The organism is Nocardia sp. NPDC057663 (assembly GCF_042799895.1).
In the GTDB taxonomy this organism is placed as follows: domain Bacteria; phylum Actinomycetota; class Actinomycetes; order Mycobacteriales; family Mycobacteriaceae; genus Nocardia.
This window is the reverse complement of record NZ_JBHVHX010000005.1, coordinates 179,246-198,121: the sequence shown is the minus strand read 5'-3', so window position 1 is coordinate 198,121 and position 18,876 is coordinate 179,246. Positions and strand designations below refer to the sequence as shown.

21 protein-coding genes and 2 pseudogenes are annotated in these 18,876 nt (G+C 67.3%); 13 read left to right on the top strand and 10 right to left on the bottom strand.

Annotated features, from left to right (window positions below):
• Positions 1 to 30: 30 nt before the first annotated feature.
• Positions 31 to 789 (top strand): uracil-DNA glycosylase, encoded by a 759-nt coding sequence (locus ACFVAV_RS14530; protein WP_379034937.1) that lies wholly within the window; start codon positions 31 to 33, stop codon positions 787 to 789.
• A 461-nt stretch (positions 790 to 1,250) separates the two neighbouring features.
• Positions 1,251 to 3,032 carry a thiamine pyrophosphate-requiring protein gene (locus ACFVAV_RS14525; RefSeq protein WP_379034935.1) on the top strand — a complete coding sequence of 594 codons (1,782 nt, stop codon included), beginning with the start codon at positions 1,251 to 1,253 and terminating at the stop codon, positions 3,030 to 3,032.
• A 442-nt stretch (positions 3,033 to 3,474) separates the two neighbouring features.
• Here the strand turns inward: ACFVAV_RS14525 and ACFVAV_RS14520 are convergent.
• Positions 3,475 to 3,774, bottom strand: a pseudogene (locus ACFVAV_RS14520) (TetR/AcrR family transcriptional regulator); the annotation flags it as partial.
• Between the two features lie 47 nt (positions 3,775 to 3,821).
• Positions 3,822 to 4,478: a class I SAM-dependent methyltransferase gene (locus ACFVAV_RS14515; RefSeq protein ID WP_379034933.1), complete on the bottom strand. Its 657-nt coding sequence runs from the start codon at positions 4,476 to 4,478 to the stop codon at positions 3,822 to 3,824.
• Between the two features lie 86 nt (positions 4,479 to 4,564).
• Here ACFVAV_RS14515 and ACFVAV_RS14510 point away from each other — a divergent pair, with 86 nt between their 5' ends.
• On the top strand, positions 4,565 to 4,711 hold the full coding sequence (locus ACFVAV_RS14510) for a DUF1059 domain-containing protein (RefSeq protein ID WP_379034931.1): 147 nt from the start codon (positions 4,565 to 4,567) through the stop codon (positions 4,709 to 4,711).
• 5 nt (positions 4,712 to 4,716) lie between these two features.
• Here ACFVAV_RS14510 and ACFVAV_RS14505 read toward each other — a convergent pair whose 3' ends face one another.
• Positions 4,717 to 4,842, bottom strand: coding sequence for a hypothetical protein (locus ACFVAV_RS14505; protein WP_379035367.1), 126 nt, complete (start codon positions 4,840 to 4,842; stop codon positions 4,717 to 4,719).
• 110 nt (positions 4,843 to 4,952) lie between these two features.
• On the opposite strand from ACFVAV_RS14505, the gene ACFVAV_RS14500 reads away from it, so the two are divergent.
• The gene (locus ACFVAV_RS14500; protein ID WP_379035365.1) at positions 4,953 to 5,216 is read left to right on the top strand and encodes a hypothetical protein; all 264 of its coding nucleotides are present in this window, start codon (positions 4,953 to 4,955) and stop codon (positions 5,214 to 5,216) included.
• A 35-nt stretch (positions 5,217 to 5,251) separates the two neighbouring features.
• On the opposite strand, the gene ACFVAV_RS14495 is transcribed toward ACFVAV_RS14500, so the two are convergent.
• On the bottom strand, positions 5,252 to 6,346 hold the full coding sequence (locus tag ACFVAV_RS14495; protein ID WP_379034929.1) for a CapA family protein: 1,095 nt from the start codon (positions 6,344 to 6,346) through the stop codon (positions 5,252 to 5,254).
• A gap of 58 nt (positions 6,347 to 6,404) precedes the next feature.
• Here ACFVAV_RS14495 and ACFVAV_RS14490 point away from each other — a divergent pair.
• A pseudogene (locus tag ACFVAV_RS14490) lies at positions 6,405 to 7,158 on the top strand (Mut7-C RNAse domain-containing protein).
• A gap of 2 nt (positions 7,159 to 7,160) precedes the next feature.
• Here the strand turns inward: ACFVAV_RS14490 and ACFVAV_RS14485 are convergent.
• The 3 genes from ACFVAV_RS14485 to ACFVAV_RS14475 form a co-directional block, all read right to left on the bottom strand.
• Positions 7,161 to 7,316, bottom strand: coding sequence for a hypothetical protein (locus ACFVAV_RS14485; RefSeq protein ID WP_379034927.1), 156 nt, complete (start codon positions 7,314 to 7,316; stop codon positions 7,161 to 7,163).
• A complete protein-coding gene (locus tag ACFVAV_RS14480; protein WP_379034925.1) occupies positions 7,280 to 7,423 on the bottom strand; it encodes a nuclear transport factor 2 family protein in 144 nt (47 codons plus the stop codon). The genes ACFVAV_RS14485 and ACFVAV_RS14480 overlap by 37 nt, the downstream gene beginning before the upstream one ends.
• Positions 7,424 to 7,601: 178 nt before the next feature.
• Complete coding sequence (locus ACFVAV_RS14475) at positions 7,602 to 8,072, bottom strand: hypothetical protein (RefSeq protein WP_379034923.1); 471 nt, start codon at positions 8,070 to 8,072, stop codon at positions 7,602 to 7,604.
• Between the two features lie 43 nt (positions 8,073 to 8,115).
• Here ACFVAV_RS14475 and ACFVAV_RS14470 point away from each other — a divergent pair, with 43 nt between their 5' ends.
• Positions 8,116 to 8,781 carry a cyclase family protein gene (locus ACFVAV_RS14470; protein ID WP_379034921.1) on the top strand — a complete coding sequence of 222 codons (666 nt, stop codon included), beginning with the start codon at positions 8,116 to 8,118 and terminating at the stop codon, positions 8,779 to 8,781.
• Positions 8,782 to 8,823: 42 nt separating this feature from the next.
• On the opposite strand, the gene ACFVAV_RS14465 is transcribed toward ACFVAV_RS14470, so the two are convergent.
• The 3 genes from ACFVAV_RS14465 to ACFVAV_RS14455 form a co-directional block, all read right to left on the bottom strand.
• The gene (locus ACFVAV_RS14465; protein ID WP_379034919.1) at positions 8,824 to 9,183 is read right to left on the bottom strand and encodes a hypothetical protein; all 360 of its coding nucleotides are present in this window, start codon (positions 9,181 to 9,183) and stop codon (positions 8,824 to 8,826) included.
• 46 nt (positions 9,184 to 9,229) lie between these two features.
• The gene (locus ACFVAV_RS14460) at positions 9,230 to 10,189 is read right to left on the bottom strand and encodes a hypothetical protein (protein WP_379034917.1); all 960 of its coding nucleotides are present in this window, start codon (positions 10,187 to 10,189) and stop codon (positions 9,230 to 9,232) included.
• A gap of 248 nt (positions 10,190 to 10,437) precedes the next feature.
• The gene (locus ACFVAV_RS14455) at positions 10,438 to 11,394 is read right to left on the bottom strand and encodes a LysR family transcriptional regulator (RefSeq protein WP_379034915.1); all 957 of its coding nucleotides are present in this window, start codon (positions 11,392 to 11,394) and stop codon (positions 10,438 to 10,440) included.
• 62 nt (positions 11,395 to 11,456) lie between these two features.
• Here ACFVAV_RS14455 and ACFVAV_RS14450 point away from each other — a divergent pair, with 62 nt between their 5' ends.
• From ACFVAV_RS14450 to ACFVAV_RS14420, 7 genes are read left to right on the top strand one after another with little or no spacing between them, the layout of a single operon-like run.
• Positions 11,457 to 12,617, top strand: a complete 1,161-nt coding sequence (locus ACFVAV_RS14450) for an XdhC family protein (protein WP_379034913.1) — start codon at positions 11,457 to 11,459, stop codon at positions 12,615 to 12,617.
• A 57-nt stretch (positions 12,618 to 12,674) separates the two neighbouring features.
• Positions 12,675 to 13,565: an FAD binding domain-containing protein gene (locus ACFVAV_RS14445; protein WP_379034911.1), complete on the top strand. Its 891-nt coding sequence runs from the start codon at positions 12,675 to 12,677 to the stop codon at positions 13,563 to 13,565.
• A 2-nt stretch (positions 13,566 to 13,567) separates the two neighbouring features.
• Positions 13,568 to 14,086, top strand: coding sequence for a (2Fe-2S)-binding protein (locus ACFVAV_RS14440; RefSeq protein WP_379034909.1), 519 nt, complete (start codon positions 13,568 to 13,570; stop codon positions 14,084 to 14,086).
• On the top strand, positions 14,083 to 16,473 hold the full coding sequence (locus ACFVAV_RS14435) for an aerobic carbon-monoxide dehydrogenase large subunit (protein ID WP_379034907.1): 2,391 nt from the start codon (positions 14,083 to 14,085) through the stop codon (positions 16,471 to 16,473). Before ACFVAV_RS14440 ends, ACFVAV_RS14435 begins: the two co-directional genes overlap by 4 nt.
• 25 nt (positions 16,474 to 16,498) lie before the next feature.
• A complete protein-coding gene (locus ACFVAV_RS14430) occupies positions 16,499 to 17,392 on the top strand; it encodes an XdhC family protein (protein ID WP_379034905.1) in 894 nt (297 codons plus the stop codon).
• Entirely contained in the window at positions 17,389 to 17,982 is a 594-nt protein-coding gene (locus tag ACFVAV_RS14425) for an NTP transferase domain-containing protein (protein WP_379034903.1), read from the top strand. Before ACFVAV_RS14430 ends, ACFVAV_RS14425 begins: the two co-directional genes overlap by 4 nt.
• Positions 17,979 to 18,866, top strand: coding sequence for an AAA family ATPase (locus ACFVAV_RS14420; protein WP_379034901.1), 888 nt, complete (start codon positions 17,979 to 17,981; stop codon positions 18,864 to 18,866). Before ACFVAV_RS14425 ends, ACFVAV_RS14420 begins: the two co-directional genes overlap by 4 nt.
• The last annotated feature ends 10 nt before the right edge of the window (positions 18,867 to 18,876 follow it).

Genomic DNA, 18,876 nt, shown 5'->3' with positions numbered 1-18,876 from the left:
CTAACGGTTTCGGCGGATTAGACTGGGCCGATGGCCGGCGACGACCCGGAAAACGCTCCACTCGCAGCAGGGAACGCCCAGACCATCGCCGAACTCGACTGCCTGGTCTCCACCTGCCGCGCCTGCCCGCGCCTCGTGGCATGGCGGGAAGAAGCCGCCCGCGTGAAACGAGCCGCCTACCGCGACGAAGAGTATTGGGCCCGGCCGGTTCCCGGATTCGGACCCGACGATGCCGAGATACTCGTGGTCGGCCTGGCGCCTGCCGCCAACGGCGGCAATCGCACCGGACGGATGTTCACCGGCGATCGCAGCGGCGATGTCCTGTTCGCCGCGCTGCACGCCGTCGGCCTGGCGACCGGCGCGCATCCGGTCAGCGTCGACGACGGCATCGAACTCGTGAACACCCGTTTGACCGCACCGGTGCACTGCGCACCACCGGAGAACAAGCCGACCAGCGAGGAACGACACCGGTGCGCGCCGTACCTGAGCCGCGAACTGGAACTACTCGGACCGTCGGCGAAGGTGATCGTCGTACTCGGCGGATTCGGATGGCAGGCACTGTTCACCGTCCTGGGCGAAGGCGGCTGGAACATCCCCCGGCCCCGGCCGCGCTTCGCCCACGGCGCGCAGGTCACCATCACTCATTCGGACGGACGCGCAATCACCGTCCTGGGCTGCTATCACGTGAGCCCACACAACACCTTCACCGGACGGCTCACCCCCGCCATGCTGGAGACCGTCCTCCTGGCCGCGAAACAGATCGCCGAATCCGCACGCACAGTCGCCTAGGCTCGACGAGCGCCGACTGCGTAGACGATCGGCCATTCGCCCCTGTCGTCCTGAGCTTGTCTTTTGTGCTGGTTGTTTTGTTGTTGGTGACCTAGGTTGAGGGAGATTCATTAGTAGATGCGCATATCTACGTATCAAGATGTCTTTTGTTCCCTCTGCCGGGTCACCCAAGTGATTCAGCCTCTCAGTGCCAACGAGTCACTGCACGTGCGCGCCTCCCTGACCCACGACCGCCGCGCACCGCGCCCTCCCCCGGAGTTGAGTGCCCGCCGCCACTCTCCCACTCCCCCAGGGGTTCTGGGATGCGCAAGCGGCGCTGCGGTGCGGCCACCACCCCGGTCGCGTAACTGCGGTTTCGACGACGCCGACCTGGGCATATCGGCACCAGGAGGCATGCCGATCCGTAGACGGCCGACGGGTCCCCCGTCGACGCGGCGGCTCCCGAACAGCTGGAGGTGGTCATGGGTATCGAAGTGGGCGACCACATCGTCGCGCGGCTCCAGGAGTGGGGAATCGAGCAGGTGTTCGGCTATCCCGGTGACGGAATCGGCGGCCTCATCGCCGCGTTCGGGCGGGCGGGCAGGCCGACGTTCGTGCAGACCCGGCACGAGGAGATGGCGGCGTTCGCCGCGACCGGGTTCGCCAAGTTCAGTGGCCGGATCGGCGTCTGCGCGGCCACCTCGGGAGCAGGTGCCGTCCACCTGCTCAACGGCCTCTACGACGCCAAACTCGATCACGCACCGGTGCTGGCGCTGGTCGGCCAGACCGCACGCAGCGCCCGCGGGGTCGGTTTCCAGCAGGAGATCGACCTGCAGAGCCTGTTCAAGGATGTCGCTTCCGAATACCTCGTGGAAATCGACGTGCCGGACCAGCTGCCCGCCGCGCTCGACCGCGCGATCCGGGTCGCCACCACCCGCTCCGCGCCCGCGGTGATGATCGTGCCCGCCGATGTGCAGCGGGAACAGTTCCGCCCGCCGGAAGTCGGCTTCGGGCATGTGGGTTCGAGCCCGCCCGACGCCGTGCACCGGCCCCGCGTCCTGCCACCGAAGGAAGACATCGCCGCAGCCGCGCAGCTGCTGAACCACTGCACCCGGCCCGCGATCCTGATCGGCCAGGGCGCACACGGCGCGGCCGACGAGGTGTTCGCCGTCGCCGAGCGACTCGGTGCAGGTGTCGCGAAAGCCTTGCTGGGCAAGGACGTCCTGCCCGACGACATCCCCTTCGTCACCGGCGCGATCGGCCTGCTGGGTACCCGGCCGAGCTACGAGCTGATGCGCGACTGCGACGCCCTGCTCATCGTCGGCTCCAACTTCCCGTACACCCAGTTCCTGCCCGAGCCAGGATCCGCCAGGGCCGTGCAGATCGACGCCGACGGGACCCGCATCGGCATGCGCTATCCCACGGAGGTGAATCTGATCGGCGACGCCGCCTCGACCCTGTCCGCACTGACCGAACAGCTCTCCAGCGATCGCGACCCGAGCTGGCGCGACCAGATCGAGAAGAACGTGGCGAGCTGGTGGGAGACCGTAGAACGCCAGGCCATGCTCGACGCCGACCCCGTCAATCCGATGCGGGTGGTGTGGGAACTGTCGAGCCGGCTGCCCGAGGGCGCGATCGTCACGGCGGACTCCGGCTCCTCGACCACCTGGTACGCCCGCTGTCTGCGGTTTCGGCACGGGATGCGCGGATCACTGTCAGGCACCCTGGCCTCGATGGGGTCGGCGGTGCCCTATGCGGTCGGCGCGAAATTCGCCCATCCGGATCGCCCGGCGATCGCCCTCGTCGGTGACGGCGCGATGCAGATGAACGGACTGGCCGAGCTGCTGACCATACGCCGCTACCGGGACCGATGGCCCGACCCGCGGCTGGTGGTGTGCGTCTTCCACAACAACAACCTCAGCCAGGTCACCTGGGAGCTGCGCGGCATGTCGGGAGCACCGAAGTTCACTGATGCACAGGAGATTCCGGATGTGCCGTATGCCGAGATCGCCAGCACGGAGGGACTGACCGCGATCGCGGTGGACCGTCCGGAGAATGTCGGACCGGCGTGGGACCAGGCGCTCGCCGCACGGGAACCGGTTCTGCTGGACGTGCGCTGCGACCCCGAAGTGCCCCCGATCCCGCCGCACGCCACCCTCGAACAGATCGAGCACACCGCGGCGGCCGCCCTGCGCGGCGACCCCAATGCCTGGCACCAATTGGTCCAGGGCGCGAAAACCACAGCGCGAGAACTTTTCCGCTGACCGCCCACCATCCGAAGGAGGCCGATGTCGATGACCCAACCCCCACTCCCCAACCCACCGGAACCCATTCCACCGACCCCACCGGAGCCCGCCCAGCCTCCCCCACCCCGGCCCGAACCGATCCCCCCTGTACCGGCCCCACCCGGACCCGAGCCTGATCCGCCCCCGCCCGGCCCGAGCCCTGACCCTGTTCCCCCGATCACCACCATGGCTCCGCCGCTGGAGTAACCGACCGCATACAGCGGCTGCCACGACAGGGTCGCGACAGCCGTGCCGATCGGCTTACATCGGCATATTCGGGAACATCATGTTCCACATTCCGCGAAGCATCTGCATCATCTCCATACACATCGGCATCGGCACCTCACCTCCTCTACCCTTGCCGCACTATGCGCATGCCCGGTATGGAGGACGCCAACCGCAGAGCGGCCGCAGGATCAGGTCAGCCGGCAGCCGCCGGCGGGCGCTGCAGAATCCGCAGGGCAGCACGCTCGATCCGGTCGGCGATCTTCGAATACGACTCGTAGCCCATCCCCGCACGCACCAGCGCCCCCGCGTAGATCATTTCGAGCCATTCGATCACTTCCTCGTCGGCGTCCGGACCGAGCGCTCGGGCGATCCTGCCGCGGATCTCGACCCCGATGCGGGTCCGCAGGTGCTCGACATCCGGGTCACCACCGAGCAGCGCGCTGGTCACCGCGCCCGACAACGCCTGCTCGTCGGCCACCAGCAAGGCGATATTTCCGCCGCCAACGGCATCTTCCGCGACGGCGTCTCCGACTGAGGCGGTCAGGTGCAGGCGGCGGTGCGCTGCAGGATCCGCAGGGAACCGGTCATCGAGAGTTCGCGGAACTTTCCGCTGTCGAGGGCACGGCGATAGATGTCGAACGGGGCGCGGCCACCGTCGGCAGGATCGGGGAAGACATCGTGGATCGCCAGCAACCCACCTCCTGCCACCCAGTGCACCCAATTGTCGTAGTCGCGCTGGGCCGCCTCCTCGGTGTGGCCGCCGTCGATGAAGAGCATGCGCAGTGGCGTCCGCCAGATGCGTGCGGCGGCCGAGGAGGACCCGATGATCGCGATGACGGTATCGGTCAGGCCGGCACGAATCATGGTGCGCCGGAATGCCGTCACGGTGTCGAAGACGCCGGTCTCCGGGTCGACCAACGTGGTGTCGTGATACTCCCAGCCCGGCTGATGCTCCTCGGAGCCGCGATGGTGATCGACGGTGAAGACGGTGGCGCCGGTCTCCCGGGCGGCGGCGCCCAGGTAGATCGCCGACTTGCCACAGTAGGTGCCGATTTCCATGATGGTTCCGGTGCCCGCGTAGTCGCGGGCGGCCGCGTACAGCGCGCGCCCCTCGTCTGCCGGCATGAATCCGGTGACCCGCTCGGCGAGGGCGAACAGCTCACCGGCCTCGGCGGAGATCTCGTCAACAGGTCCCATGCCTCACGCTAACACAGAAACTGGAATACACTCCGGGCTACTGTCCAGCAGGCCGCCGGCCGCCCGAACCTCACAGGAGAACACCGATGAAGACCCGCCTCAACTGCCCGTGCGGAGCCCATATCAACGGCGTCGACGAAGACGATCTGGTCACGCAGACTCAGGCGCACCTCGCCGCGAACCATCCCGACCACGACTACACCCGCGACGAGATCCTCTTCATCGCCTACTGACCCGGCTACTTCGTCGGCAGTGTGTTCTGCAGCCCGCCGACCTCGGCGATCCGCCACCCCGCGGTGCGGTCGATGTACACCGGCGGCACCACCGGCATGCCCAAGGGCGTCATGTGGCGCCAAGAGGACATGTGGCGCGTTCCGGGCCGTGGTTTCGACTTCTACAGAAGTTCCCCTCGACGATGGTCTCGGACGCGCGGCCGATCACACGGCCGACTGATTCAACGCGCCGGGTTGCCGTGTGGACCCGGCCTATCGGACTCGCGGCACCGCTCACCACAGCCAGGCGAAGACCGGTGCGCTCGCCACCGCTCCCGGCGGCGGACCCGGGGCGCCGCTGCCACCCGGTCAGCACCCGCCACCGGGGGCGCCCCCAGCACCGCAATCCCCGCCGCCGGTCGATCCGGCGAAGCTCGCTGAACTCAACGCGCAGATCGAGGCGATGCGCGTGGCTCTCGAACGTCTCCAGCAGCAGCTGAACGAACTCGGCATTCCCGGTCGATAATCGTTGTCCCCGACGACATTCACGCGGTCACCTACTCATCGATCCCCGAATCGGTACACCACAGGAAGCTCGTCGGCTCGCGCGGCGACGCGGGTGTCGAATCCACGGCTGATGTGCGCGATCGTCTCGCACAGCCAACGGGATTCGTCGTGTCCGGCCGATTCGAGGCGCATGCGCCGCATCCGCAGCGGGATCATGCGCAGCTCGACCCCGGAGTCGACCGAGACGAGGAACAACAGACGAAGATGCTTGCGGTATCGCTCATAGCCGTGGATGCCCTCGTAGTCGTCGACGACATCGCCGCACCCGTACAGGATCGGTTTGCCACGGTAGATCTCGATCGGCCGCGGATGGTGTGCGGAATGCCCGTGCACCACATCGACCCCGGTATCGATCAACCGATGCGCGAACCGTCGTTCGCTCGGCGTCACCCGGTAACCCCAATTGGGTCCCCAATGGATGGAGACGATCGCGATATCCCGCTCGCGGGCGCACGCCGACACCACCGCCGACACCTCGTCGGCCGCGGCGATACTCGGGTCCTCACCGATTCGCCACAGTCCCGGCCGGTCGCGCTGTGCTGCCCAGTACTCCGGAACCCCACTTGATCCCGCGGCGACCGAGACGATCACCACCCGCCGCCCGTCGTCGAGTTCGGCTGTCGCGGGCACCCTCGCGCCGTCGAGATCCGTGCCCGCTCCCGCGTGGTGGATGTCCGCCGCATCGAGCGTCTCCAGCGTGTCGGTCAGCCCGTGCACGCCGAAATCCAGCACGTGATTGTTGGCCAGCGCGCAAACCACCGGGGCGATGACGATCAACACCGGCACATTGTCCGGGTGCATCCGATAGTGGATGCCCTTGGCGGGGGCGAAGGTACCGTCGGCCGTGATCGCGGTTTCCAGGTTGATCAGTCGCACATCGGCCCGGGTGAGAAATGGGAGGGCATCACCCCACGGCGCGCGGAATTCCACGGGACGTGCGAACGCGCCGTTGGCATCCTCGGCCAACTCCACATACGTCCGCGCATCGTCGACATATCGTTCGCGCAGCGCCGGATCGCCGGGATGCGGCAGGATCTGATCCACCCCGCGGCCCAGCATGACGTCGCCGCCGAGCAGCACCGTCGCCATACCACCATTGTCGATCACCGATCCGCCGCCCGCCTCGGCCCGGGACGACAATGGTCGTATGACCGCCGGTGTCGAACTGCGCGTGTACGCCGAACTGAACGATTTCCTGCCTTCAGATGTCCGGTTCACGGCGCAGCGGCGGCCGGTGCGACCGCACCAGACCGTGAAGGACATCGTGGAGGCCGCGGGCATCCCGCATACCGAGGTCGATCTGCTGCTGGTGAACGGCGCATCCGTCGATTTCGGCCACCACCCGCGCCCCGGCGATCGGCTCGCCGCGTACCCGATGTTCGAGACGCTGGACGTCGGGCCGCTGACCCGGGTGCGCGCCCGCCCGCTGCGCGATCCGCGTTTCGTCGTCGACGTCAATCTGGGCGGGCTCGCGCGGCTGCTGCGGCTGCTGGGACTGGACGTGCGCTGCGAGTGGGATGCCGAGGACGCCGTGCTGGCCGAGATCGCGGCCGCCGAGCATCGCATCCTGCTGACCCGCGACCGCGGACTGCTCGAACGCCGCAACGTCACCCACGGCGTGTTCGTGCACGCGGATCGTCCGTTCGAGCAGATCGTCGAGGTGATCCGCCGTCTCGATCTGACCGATCGGCTCGCGCCGTTCAGTCGCTGCCTTCGCTGCGGCGGCGTCGTCACCGACGTGGCTAAGAACGACGTCTTCGACCGGCTCCCGCCGCTACTACGACACCTTCCGCCGATGCACGGCGTGCGACCGCATCTACTGGGCGGGCTCGCATCAGCGGCGGCTCGACGACCTGGTCGCCCGGATCCGCGCCGCGACCGCCGCCGGATCGGCGCGCTGAGATCAGCGGGCGTTCGCCTGGCCCGCGAGGAACATGTAGCTCTTCTCCTCGACGCGCCACCGAATGCGCGACTCCCCATCGACGCGGGCGAAGGCGTCGAGGTACCACAGCTCGCACAGCATCAGCGTCTGCGTGCCGTTCTCTCCTGTGACGAGCATATCGGGTTGCGGCACATCGTGCGGGCGGTCGCGGTGTCGCCGTCCACCGAGATGGCGGAGTTGCTGATCAAGTGCTGGAAGGCGGGGAAGCCCTCCAAGGGGCTCATCGAGCGATAGTCGCTACGACAGTGGCCGAGCGTAAGTCCGATTCGACGTCGGCCCGCGGCTGTCCGATCGGCGGCATCGCACAGAGCACTCGACGAAGTGCGCCGACCGGACGGATCACTCGAATGATGACGCCAGATCCGGCCGTGCCGGAACATGTCGCGTGACCGCGCTAATCGCTCAACGCGAAACGCGATGCGCGCGAAGGATATTCCAGCAACCGGGCGAGCTCGTCGCAGCCCGGTCGGCGTGGTCGCGGGCCAGCGCACCGGTCACGTCGAACGCGCCGCTCTCCTCGACGATCCCGACGACCTCGTCGACATCGGCGTCCGTCAGGCGCTCGCGACGAATCAGGTTCGCCAACCGGCCTTCCGGAGTGTGGCGCAGCGCGCCCAGCACCGAATGCGACAGCGCGCCGTCGCGCAGCCCCGCAGTCGCCGCGTCGTCCGCTGGTTGCGCGGCCCGGGCGAGCCTGCTCATGTCCTCGGTCAGCCGGAACGCGGCGCCGAGCGCACGGCTGTAATCCGCGAGAGCCGCGACATGTTCTCGATCGAGTCCGGCCAAGTGGGCGGGTCGGATGTCGAGGATCTTCCGCTGCAGCCCAGCATCGAGCTTCGCCCAGACATCCGGCGGTATCGGTGGGGACATCATTTGAACGAGCGCGACGACCTTCCCTGCCGGTACGGTCCCTAGCATGAGCAAGGCGATCGTGGAACTTTCTCATCCGATCTCGGACGGCATGCTCACCTACCCGGGCCTGCCGCGGCCGCGAGTCACCACGGATGTTTCGCGGGAGCAGTCGCCGCTGATCGACATGACGTACGACATCGGACGCATAGATATGGTCGGCAACACCGGGACCTATATCGAGGCGCCCTTCCATTTCCATGCCGAGGGCGCCGATGTCGCCGAGCTGCCGCTGGAACGGCTGTTGAACGTGCGGATCGTGATGATCCGTGCGGCGGGGATCGGCGCGGTGGGACCGGATGTGCTCGGCGACCCGGCTCGGCTGTGGGGCAAGGCGGTGCTCGTGCACACCGGGTGGTCGGCGCGGTGGGGTTCGTCGGCGTATCTGGGCCCCGGGCATCCGTTCCTGGTCGGTGAGGTCGCGGATGCGCTGGTCGCGGCAAATGTGGCGCTGGTCGGCATCGACTCGCTCGACGTCGACGACACCTCGCTGCCGACGCGGCCGTGCCACCACACTCTGCTCGGTGCGGGAATCCCGATCATCGAGCATCTGACCAATCTGGACGCGGTCCCCGACACCGGCGCCCGGCTGGTCGCACTGCCTGCGCCGGTGCGGGGGATGGGCACGTTCCCGCTGCGCGCTGTCGCCTGGACCGATCACGGCTGGGGCTGATCGACGCCGCACTCCGCGACCGGCGCGGCGTGCAGGTGTGCATCAGCCGCAGCAGAAGGGGTTGTCGCACGGATCGCCGACTTCGCTGCCGTAGGCGACGAAGCTCTGGATGGGCGCCAGGATCTCCTCGACTGTCTCGGCCGCCAGCGACGGGGTGGAAGGATTGGCCGGTCTGCCCCATGTGGCGGGCGTGTCGTCGATATCGAAACGGCGCAGCCCGTCGACGAAGAGCGTCCAGAGCGGGTGATCGGGAAAGCCGTTGATCCGCAAGACCCACCATGAGCCGTCGACGAACGCCGCGACTGGGAAGTGGGCCTTTCCGGTCCTTTGCCACCGAGGTTGTGCGGTGAGCTCCGGGTGCGACATCCCCACAGTCTCCTCGATCGCCTTCGGCCCCGTCACCCACCGTCGTTCGGAAGAGGTGCTGCCCGCAGGGATATGTGCGCGGCTACGAGTGAACACCGCTGCCCGACAGGGACATAGTCTGCACCTCACCCGCGCCGGATCCGAGGCGTTGTTCGAGCCCGAGCTGTACGCGCCCGAAGAATCCTGGAGCGGGCTCGGCTCGGAGGGTGGGGAGCGCCGATCCAGTGCAGGAGTTGATGGACGGTTTCGTCCGCGAGGCGGTATCGCACGATGCGGCCGCTCTTGTAGTCATTTCGACTCCAAAGAACAGGTTGTCGAAGCGGTCATCACCAGGTTTCGTACCACCCGGGTACGTCAGCGCCCCGTCGAATGAGCGGCTGCCGGTCGTAATCGCCCGGTATGGGGTTCCGGTAGTAATCGCGCGAAAAACAACGGCAATGGCTCGACCAGGGGTTATGCCGCTGTATCGGCTGCGGCCAGAACCACAGTGCAGGTGCGCCTCGATGTGTTTGGATCCAACCGCGATCAGTAACGGTCGGTCTTCGCCCTGTGGCTTGGCCTGTCGGCTCGAGGATTCCCGGCGGTCGCCATCAGGCACTGTGATACCGACCTCAGAGGCCAGACCGATCGCCTCTGACAACCCGCTGCCGGGCCCACCGGCCGAGGGCAGCGGCACCCGGCACACCGCCAGCAGTTCGGTCGGCATCTGCGGGCGCGGTGGAAGAGCAGCACCGAACTCCGTGGTGGCGAAGTAGTCGCCGAGTTCATGGTTGTAGCCCAGCTCCATGAGCACTCGACCGTAGGCGTCGGCAGCCGTGGCGACTTGGCGGACCGAGTCGATCAGCTTATTGGCTTTGGTGTCGTATTCCGCGGCCCACGTGGTGGCCTCCTCGTAAGAGCCGCACATGCTGCCGCAGTCGGCCAGCGCAGCCCACTGGGCGTCGATGGCAGTCCACCACGAATCGGCCGCAGCGCACAGTGCCTTCCCCGCGGTGTAGTAGGTGTCGGTATCGACATCGACATCGACATCGACGAGCGTCACGCCTGGTCCCGCCAGCGCTCTGGCCGCCGTCGCGGCCGAGCAGGGCCCTGTTCGCAACGATGGTCGCGGTATAGGAGTCGTGGGCGGCGCGGGCCGCAGCCCGCATCTTTTCGATTCCATCTGCTGCAGTGCGCGCGGAGGTGAGCCACTGGACGTGCGCGGTGTCGTAGGCATCCGAAGCCGCCCCGCTCCAGTCCAGTCCGCCCGCATCGTGTTCACGGCGTGCGGCTGTTCGCCGATGTCCGCGTTCAACTCCACAGCGTCACATGCACTTTCGGGCGGAACCGCGTGACGCCCACACCGGACCCGCGGATCATCGCCTGGATGCATCGCGGGGTGGTGATGAACCGCAGCAGTTCCGATACCGCGGGCTGGCGGGTGTCGGGCGGCAGGGTGGTCGCGCACCACTCATCGGATACCTGAAGGCCGGGTCCCTTGATGTGGCTCAACCGGCCGGTCGCGAGGTCGGAGGAGACGGCGAAGCCGACGGTCAGGGTGATGCCCCCGACACGGCGGACCTCTTCGAGGGCGGCAGCGTCGCTCTGGAAGATCCGCTGGTGTGATTCGGGAATGGCCAACTCGCGCAGTATCGTCGCGATGTGCCCGTCGACACTGCCTGCGCTGGGGCCCAGCATCCATTGCTGCTCCCGCAGCAGCGCCGGATGCGGTGCGATGTCCGCCAGCGGACTGTCGGGGCGCGCGACCGAAATGATCTGATACTTCAGGAATGGCCGGGCGGTGACGGTCGTGTCGGCGCCGTCCGGCCCGGGCCCCAGCGCGATGTCCACCGCACGGGTCTCGATCAGCCTGCGGAACTGGCTGGTGGGATGCACACTCAGCTCGACCGACAGATCCTTCGCCCGCGCCGCGAACAGGTCGATGAGGCCGGGCGCGGCATGTTCGGCGAATGCGCTCGATGCCGCGATGCGCAGCAGCCGTCGGCCGTGCGCCGCCTCGCTCACCTCGATGGCGGTCTGGCGCTGCAGACCGAGAATCTCGATTGCCCGGCTGGCCAGGCGTAGCCCGCCGGGCGTGAATGCCAGTCCCGCCGCCGCGCGGGTGAACAGCGGGTCGTCGAGCTCCTTGCGCAGCTGGGCGATGTGCATCGAGACACCGGCGTCCGACATCCCCAGCTCTCTGGCCGCCGCGTGGACGGAGCCGAGCCGCACCACGGTCGAGTAGGCCCGAAGCTGGGCGGGCGTCACAATTCGAGTCTACGTTGGAGGTTGACGTAGCGCCGACAGTCGCATCGTGCCTGGAGGACATCGTGCAGGACGTGCTCACGGATCTGATGACAACCTGGAACGCCGGGGGCACGGCTGGGGTCGCGACGGTCGTACGGACGTTCCATTCGTCGCCGCGACCGCCTGGTGCGGCCATGGTCGTCGCCCCGGACGGGACGGTCGGCGGTTCGGTCTCCGGTGGTTGTGTCGAGGGCGCGGTCTACGACCTCGCCGCCGACGTGATCCGGACCGGTCGTCCGGTGCTGCAGCGGTACGGCCTCTCCGACAACGACGCGTTCGCCGTTGGTTTGACCTGCGGTGGCATCATCGACATCTTCGTCGAAGCGATCTCGCGGGAGACGTTTCCGGAACTCGGCGAGGTCGCCGCGGACATCGCCGACCAGCAGCCGGTCGCGATCGCGACCGTCATCGAGCACCCCGACGCCGCCCGGGTAGGGCGACGGCTGCTGATCCGGCCGAGCAATGCGCACGGCACGCTGGGATCGGCACGCGCCGACGGTGCGGTGATCGATGACGCAGGCGGGCTGCTCGCGGCGGGCCGCAGCGAGGTGCTGTCCTACGGCCCGGACGGGCAGCGTCGCGGCGAGGGCATGGCGGTTTTCGTCGCCAGTTATGCCCGGCAGCCGCGGATGCTGGTGTTCGGGGCGATCGATTTCGCCGCCGCCGTCGCCCAGCAAGGATCGTTCCTCGGGTATCGGGTGACGGTGTGCGACGCGCGGCCGGTCTTCGCCACCTCCGCCCGGTTCCCGACCGCCGACGAAGTCGTCGTCGACTGGCCACACCGCTACCTGGCCGCGCAGATCGCGGCAGGCGCGATCGACTCGCGGACCGTCGTCTGCGTGCTGACCCACGATCCCAAGTTCGACGTTCCGCTGCTCGAGGTGGCACTGCGCGCGCCGGAGATCGGCTATGTCGGCGCCATGGGGTCACGCCGCACGCACGACGAGCGGCTGTCCCGGCTGCGACAGGCCGGGCTCACCGACGAGCAACTCGCCCGGCTTGCCAGCCCGATCGGGCTGGATCTGGGCGGCCGGACACCCGAAGAGACGGCGGTGTCCATCGCGGCCGAGATCATCGCGCGACGCTGGGGCGGACACGGCCGCTCACTGGCCCAAACCGGCGGCCGGATTCACCACACACCGGGCGCGAACAGCGAATTAAGTGATTCCTTAAATCGGTCTTGACGGCTGCGCCGGCGGGGCAGAGGGTGGCCTTATTCCCGCTTATGTGAGGTCGATCACATGCAAGTTCCTGGGCCATTCGAATACGAGCGCGCAACGGGCGTGGACCACGCCATCGGACTACTGGACCGGCTGGGGGAGGAGGCGCGCATCATCGCGGGCGGGCACAGCCTGCTGCCGATGATGAAGCTGCGTCTGGCCAATCCGGAATACCTCATCGACATCAACGACCTGGCGGCCGAGCTGGGATACATCGTCACCGATCCGACCCTGGTGCGAATCGGTGCGATGGTCCGGCATCGGAACCTGCTCGAATCGGACCGCCTCGCCGCGGTGTGCCCGATCTTCCGTGACGCCGAGCGCGTGATCGCCGATCCGGTCGTGCGCAACCGCGGCACGATCGGCGGCTCGCTGTGCCAGGCCGATCCCGCCGAAGATCTCACCACGGTCTGCACAGTCCTCGGCGCCACCTGTCTGGTGCGCGGACCGTCCGGCGAACGGGAAATCGCGATGGACGACTTCCTGGTCGGTCCGTACGAAACCGCCATGTCGCACAACGAAATTCTCATCGAGATCCGAATTCCCGTGCGGCATCGGACATCGAGTGCCTACGCGAAGGTGGAGCGCCGGGTCGGCGACTGGGCGATCGCGGCGGCAGGCGCGACGGTGACACTGCACGGCGGGACGATCGCGGCCGCGCGGATCGGTCTGACGGCGGTCGACCCCGATCCAGCGGCGCTCGCCTCGTCGGTGGACGTACTCCTCGGTGAGTCGCCCACCGAGGAGGTCTTCTCGGAGGCGGGCCGCCGGGCGAGCGCAGCGTGCTCACCTGCCTCCGATGCGCGCGGCACCGCGGACTACAAGCGCCATCTGGCGTCCGAACTGACGATTCGCGTGCTGCACACCGCGGTCGAGCGCGTACTGAATGCTTCTGCGCTGGAAGGGAATTAGCCATGCAGGTAACCATGACCGTCAACGGCGAGCCGGTGACCGCGGAGGTCGAGCCACGCACCCTGCTCGTGCATTTCCTGCGAGATCAGTTGCGGCTCACCGGAACCCACTGGGGCTGTGACACCAGCAACTGCGGCACCTGTGTGGTGGAGGTCGACGGCGAACCAGTGAAGTCGTGCACCATGCTCGCCGCAATGGCGAGCGGCCACGCGGTGCGCACCGTCGAGGGACTCGAGGTGGACGGACAGCTCGATCCCGTGCAGGAGGGCTTCATGCAGTGTCACGGGTTGCAGTGCGGATTCTGCACGCCCGGAATGATGATCACCGCCCGCGCCCTGCTCGACCGCAATTCGAATCCCGACGAGCAGACCATCCGGGAGGCGATCTCGGGCCAGATCTGCCGCTGCACCGGATATACCACCATCGTGCGGTCGATCCAGTGGGCCGCGGCGAAGCAACGAGGCGAAGCGGCGGAGCCCGAACCCGCCGCCACACCAACGCCGGTAGGGAGCACGTCATGACCGCCGTCGAGTCCCGGCCCGAAGACCGTGTCGACAACGACCACAAGCCGTGCGGTCACGGCAGGATGCTCCGCAAGGAGGATCCGCGGTTCATTCGCGGACGCGGCAATTATGTCGACGACGTGTCGCTGCCCGGCATGCTGCATTTGGCGATCCTGCGCTCGCCGTTCGCGCACGCACGCATCGTGAGCATCGATATCTCTGCGGCACAGGCACATCCGAAGGTCAGGGCGGTTGTCACGGGTGCGGATCTGGCGGCGAAGGGGCTGGCCTGGATGCCGACGCTGTCCAACGATGTGCAGGCGGTGCTGGCGACGGATAAGGTCCGGTTCCAGGGCCAGGAGGTGGCTTTCGTCGTCGCCGAGGATCGCTACTCCGCGCGTGATGCGTTGGAGCTCATCAACGTCGAGTACGAGATGCTCGATCCGGTGATCGACGCCCGGACCGCACTGGCGCCCGATATGCCGGTGATCCGCGACGATCTCGAGGACAAGCGGGACAACCGGTGCTTCGACTGGGAGACCGGCGACGCCGCCGCGACCGAGGCGGTGTTCGCGCGCGCCGACGTCGTGGTCAAGCAGGAGATCGTCTATCCGCGAGTGCATCCCGCCCCGATGGAGACCTGCGGTGCCGTCGCGGATCTCGATCGTGTGACGGGGAAGCTCACGCTGTGGTCGACGAGCCAGGCGCCGCATGCCCACCGCACGCTCTACGCGTTGGTGGCAGGACTGCCCGAGCACAAGATCCGGGTGATCTCACCCGATATCGGCGGCGGGTTCGGCAACAAGGTACCCATCTATCCGGGATACGTCTGCGCCATCGTCGGGTCGCTGTTGCTGGGCAAGCCGGTGAAGTGGATGGAGGATCGCAGCGAAAACCTCACCAGTACCGGGTTCGCTCGCGACTACATCATGGTCGGCGAGATCGCCGCCACCGCCGAGGGCAAGATCCTGGCCATCCGGTCGACCGTGCTCGCCGATCACGGCGCCTTCAATGGCCAGGCCGCGCCGTTGAAGTATCCGGCCGGCTTCTTCGGCGTCTTCACCGGTAGCTACGACATCGAAGCCGCCTACTGCAAGATGACCGCGGTCTACACGAACAAGGCCCCCGGCGGTGTTGCATACGCGTGCTCGTTCCGGATCACCGAGGCCGTGTACTTCGTCGAGCGGTTGGTGGATTGCCTCGCCTACGAACTGAAGATGGATCCGGCCGAGCTACGGCTACGGAATCTCCTTCGCCCCGAACAGTTCCCTTACACGAGCAAGACCGGCTGGACCTACGACTCCGGCGACTACGAGAAGACCATGCGCCTGGCGATGGACATGATCGGCTACGACGCCTTGCGAAAAGAACAGCAGGACAAGCGCACCCGCGGCGAGTTGATGGGCATCGGGATGTCCTTCTTCACCGAGGCGGTCGGCGCGGGTCCGCGCAAGGATATGGACATCCTCGGACTCGGGATGGCCGACGGGTGCGAGCTGCGCGTCCATCCGACCGGCAAAGCCGTTGTGCGCATATCGGTTCAGACCCAGGGGCAAGGGCACGAGACGACGTTCGCCCAGATCGTCGCCGAGGAACTCGGCATACCACCGGACGACATCGACGTCGTGCACGGCGACACGGATCAGACTCCGTTCGGCCTCGGCACCTACGGCACCCGGTCGACACCGGTCTCGGGCGCCGCTGCCGCACTGGTGGCGCGGAAGGTGCGCGACAAGGCGCGGATCATCGCGTCCGGCATGCTCGAGGTCTCCGTCGCCGACCTCGAGTGGGAGAAGGGCTCGTTCCATGTCAAGGGCGATCCGTCCGCGGCCGTGACGATCCAGCAGATCGCGATGCGCGCACACGGCACCGATGATCTGCCCGAGGGCATCGAGGGCGGACTCGACGCACAGATCTGTTACAACCCGGAGAATCTCACCTACCCGTATGGTGCGTACTTCTGCGTCGTCGACATCGACCCGGGGACGGCCGTGGTGAAGGTCCGGCGCTTCCTGGCTGTCGACGACTGCGGCACCCGGATAAATCCGATGATCATCGAGGGCCAGGTGCACGGCGGTCTCACCGACGGCATCGGCATGGCGCTGATGGAGATCATGGCCTTCGACGAGGACGGCAACTGCCTCGGCGGATCCCTGATGGATTACCTCATCCCGACGGCGCTCGAGGTTCCGCATTTCGAGACCGGGTACACGGTCACCCCTTCGCCGCACCACCCGATCGGCGCGAAAGGTGTCGGCGAATCGGCCACGGTCGGATCGCCGCCGGCGGTGGTCAACGCGGTGGTGGATGCGTTGGCGCCGTTCGGAGTTCGGCACGCCGACATGCCGCTGACGCCGTCGCGGGTCTGGGAAGCGATGCAGGGGCGGGCCACACCGCCCATCTGAGTAGGTGCGAGCGATAGGATCACCGATGAAGATCGCCGAGCGTGTACAGCAGCTGGTCGGCTCCCGGACGCCGTTCGTGCGCGCGACCGTCGTGCGCGCACAGCAGCCGACCTCGGCGCACGCCGGCGACGAGGCGATCCTGTTGCAGGACGGGACGATCGAAGGATTCGTCGGCGGCCAATGCGCCCAGAACTCGGTCCGCAAGGCGGCGCTGGGTGCCCTCCAGTCGAACGAGAGCGTGCTGCTGCGTGTGCTACCCGACGGCGATCTGCAGTTTCCGGAGGCGCCTGGCGCTGCGGTGGTCGTGAATCCCTGTCTGTCCGGCGGAGCGCTGGAGATCTTCCTCGAGCCACAGAACCCAGCACCGCTGATGCGCATCTGCGGCGCGACACCCATCGCGGACGCCCTGGCCGAAATGTGCGAACTGGTGGGATTCGGGGTGCAGCGCAGTGTTGCCGACGCCGACTCGCTGGATTCGCCGACCGACACGACGGCGATGGTGATCGCGAGCCACGGTGGCCCGGAAGCCGAGATGATCCGCGTCGCGCTCGACGCGGGTGTGGGGTATGTCGGGTTGGTAGCCAGCAGGATTCGAGGCGCATCGATTCTCGACGAACTCGGATTGACCGACGCCGAGCGGGCTCGTGTGCGCACCCCGGTGGGTTTGCCGATCGGCGCCAAGACGTCCGCGGAGATAGCAGTCTCGATTGTCGCGGAACTGATCCAGGCGATCCGCAAGGGCGGCTTGGCCGTCCCGGCCCGCCCGGCGAGCGTCGTGTTCGAGGCCGTCGATCCCGTGTGCGGTATGACCGTGACGGTCGGGCCGGTCACACCACGTCTCACCATCGACGATGTCGACTACTGGTTCTGTGGCGCCGGCTGCCGCATGTCTTTCGCAGCGACGAAGACAGGCTCATGACAATCGGGTTCGTCACCGGAGTCGTACTTGCCGCGGGAACCTCACGGCGTCTCGGCACGGCGAAACAGGTCTTGCCGTACCGGAATACGACGGTTCTCGGCGCGACCCTCGACGTGGTGCGATCCTGCGCTTTCGATCAGATCATCGTCACCCTCGGCGGCGCGGCGGCGGCGGTCCGGCAACAGGTCGATCTCACCGGACTGGAGATCGTCATGGCCGAAGACTTCGATTCGGGCTGCTCGTCGTCGTTGCGTTCGGCACTGAGCGTGGTGCGTCCCCAGGCCGCCGGAATCGTGCTGATGCTCGGTGATCAACCAGGCCTGTCGGCGGCGACCGTCGACCGACTGATCGCCGAAGGAACGACCGCTGCGATCACGGTCTGTCGCTACCACGACGGTATCGGGCACCCATTCTGGCTGAGCCGCAGCGTCTTCGGCGAGTTGTCCCGACTATACGGCGACAAGGCCGTGTGGAAGATCATCGAGTCGGGCCGCGTCACGGTGTCCCGACTCGACGTCGACGCACCGATGCCCTTGGACGTGGACACCTGGGACGACTACGAACGCCTGCGCGCCGCGGCATCACCATGATGTCGCCGTTCGACGATGTCGAGGACGTGGTGCGACGATTCGACGCCGACGACTACCTGCTCGATACCGGGACCGCCGCCGCCTTCTATCTGGCCACCACGTTAGGTCGGCCACTGCTACTGGAAGGCGAACCGGGAGTGGGCAAGACGACGGCGGCGAAGACCCTCGCCACCGTGCTCGGTGCACCGCTGATACGCCTGCAGTGTTACGAGGGCCTCACCGTGAGCGAAGCGCTGTACGACTGGAATTACCAGCGTCAGCTGCTCAGCATCCGGCTCGCCGAGGCGCGCGGCGCCGACCTCACCGAAGCCGACCTGTTCACCGAGGCATTCCTGGTGGACCGCCCGATCCTGCGCTGTGTCCGATATCGCGGTCCGACGCCCCCGGTGCTGTTGGTCGACGAAATCGACCGCGCCGATGATGAATTCGAAGCGCTACTGCTCGAATTCCTCGGTGAGGCCACGGTGACAGTTCCCGAGCTCGGGACCTTTGTCGCCGAGCACCCGCCGCTCTCGGTGCTGACCTCGAACCGCAGTCGTGACCTGCACGACGCGCTGCGGCGGCGCTGCCTCTACCACTGGATCGACTACCCGGAGCCGGCCCGCGCGGTGGCGATCGTGCGACGCACCGTGCCCGGGGCAACCGACGCGCTGATCGAGCACGCCACCCGATTCGTCGGCCGCGTCCGCGATCTCGATCTCGACAAGCCGCCCGGCGTCGCTGAGACCATCGACTGGATCGCCGCGCTGGCAACGCTCGACGTCGCCGATCTCACCGCACCGGAGGCGGTCGCCGCGCTGAGCGCACTGGCGAAGACACCCGACGATCGCGACGCCGTGCATGCGGCATTCGTCGAATACACCCGAAGCCTGGCTACCGGATGAGAGGGATACA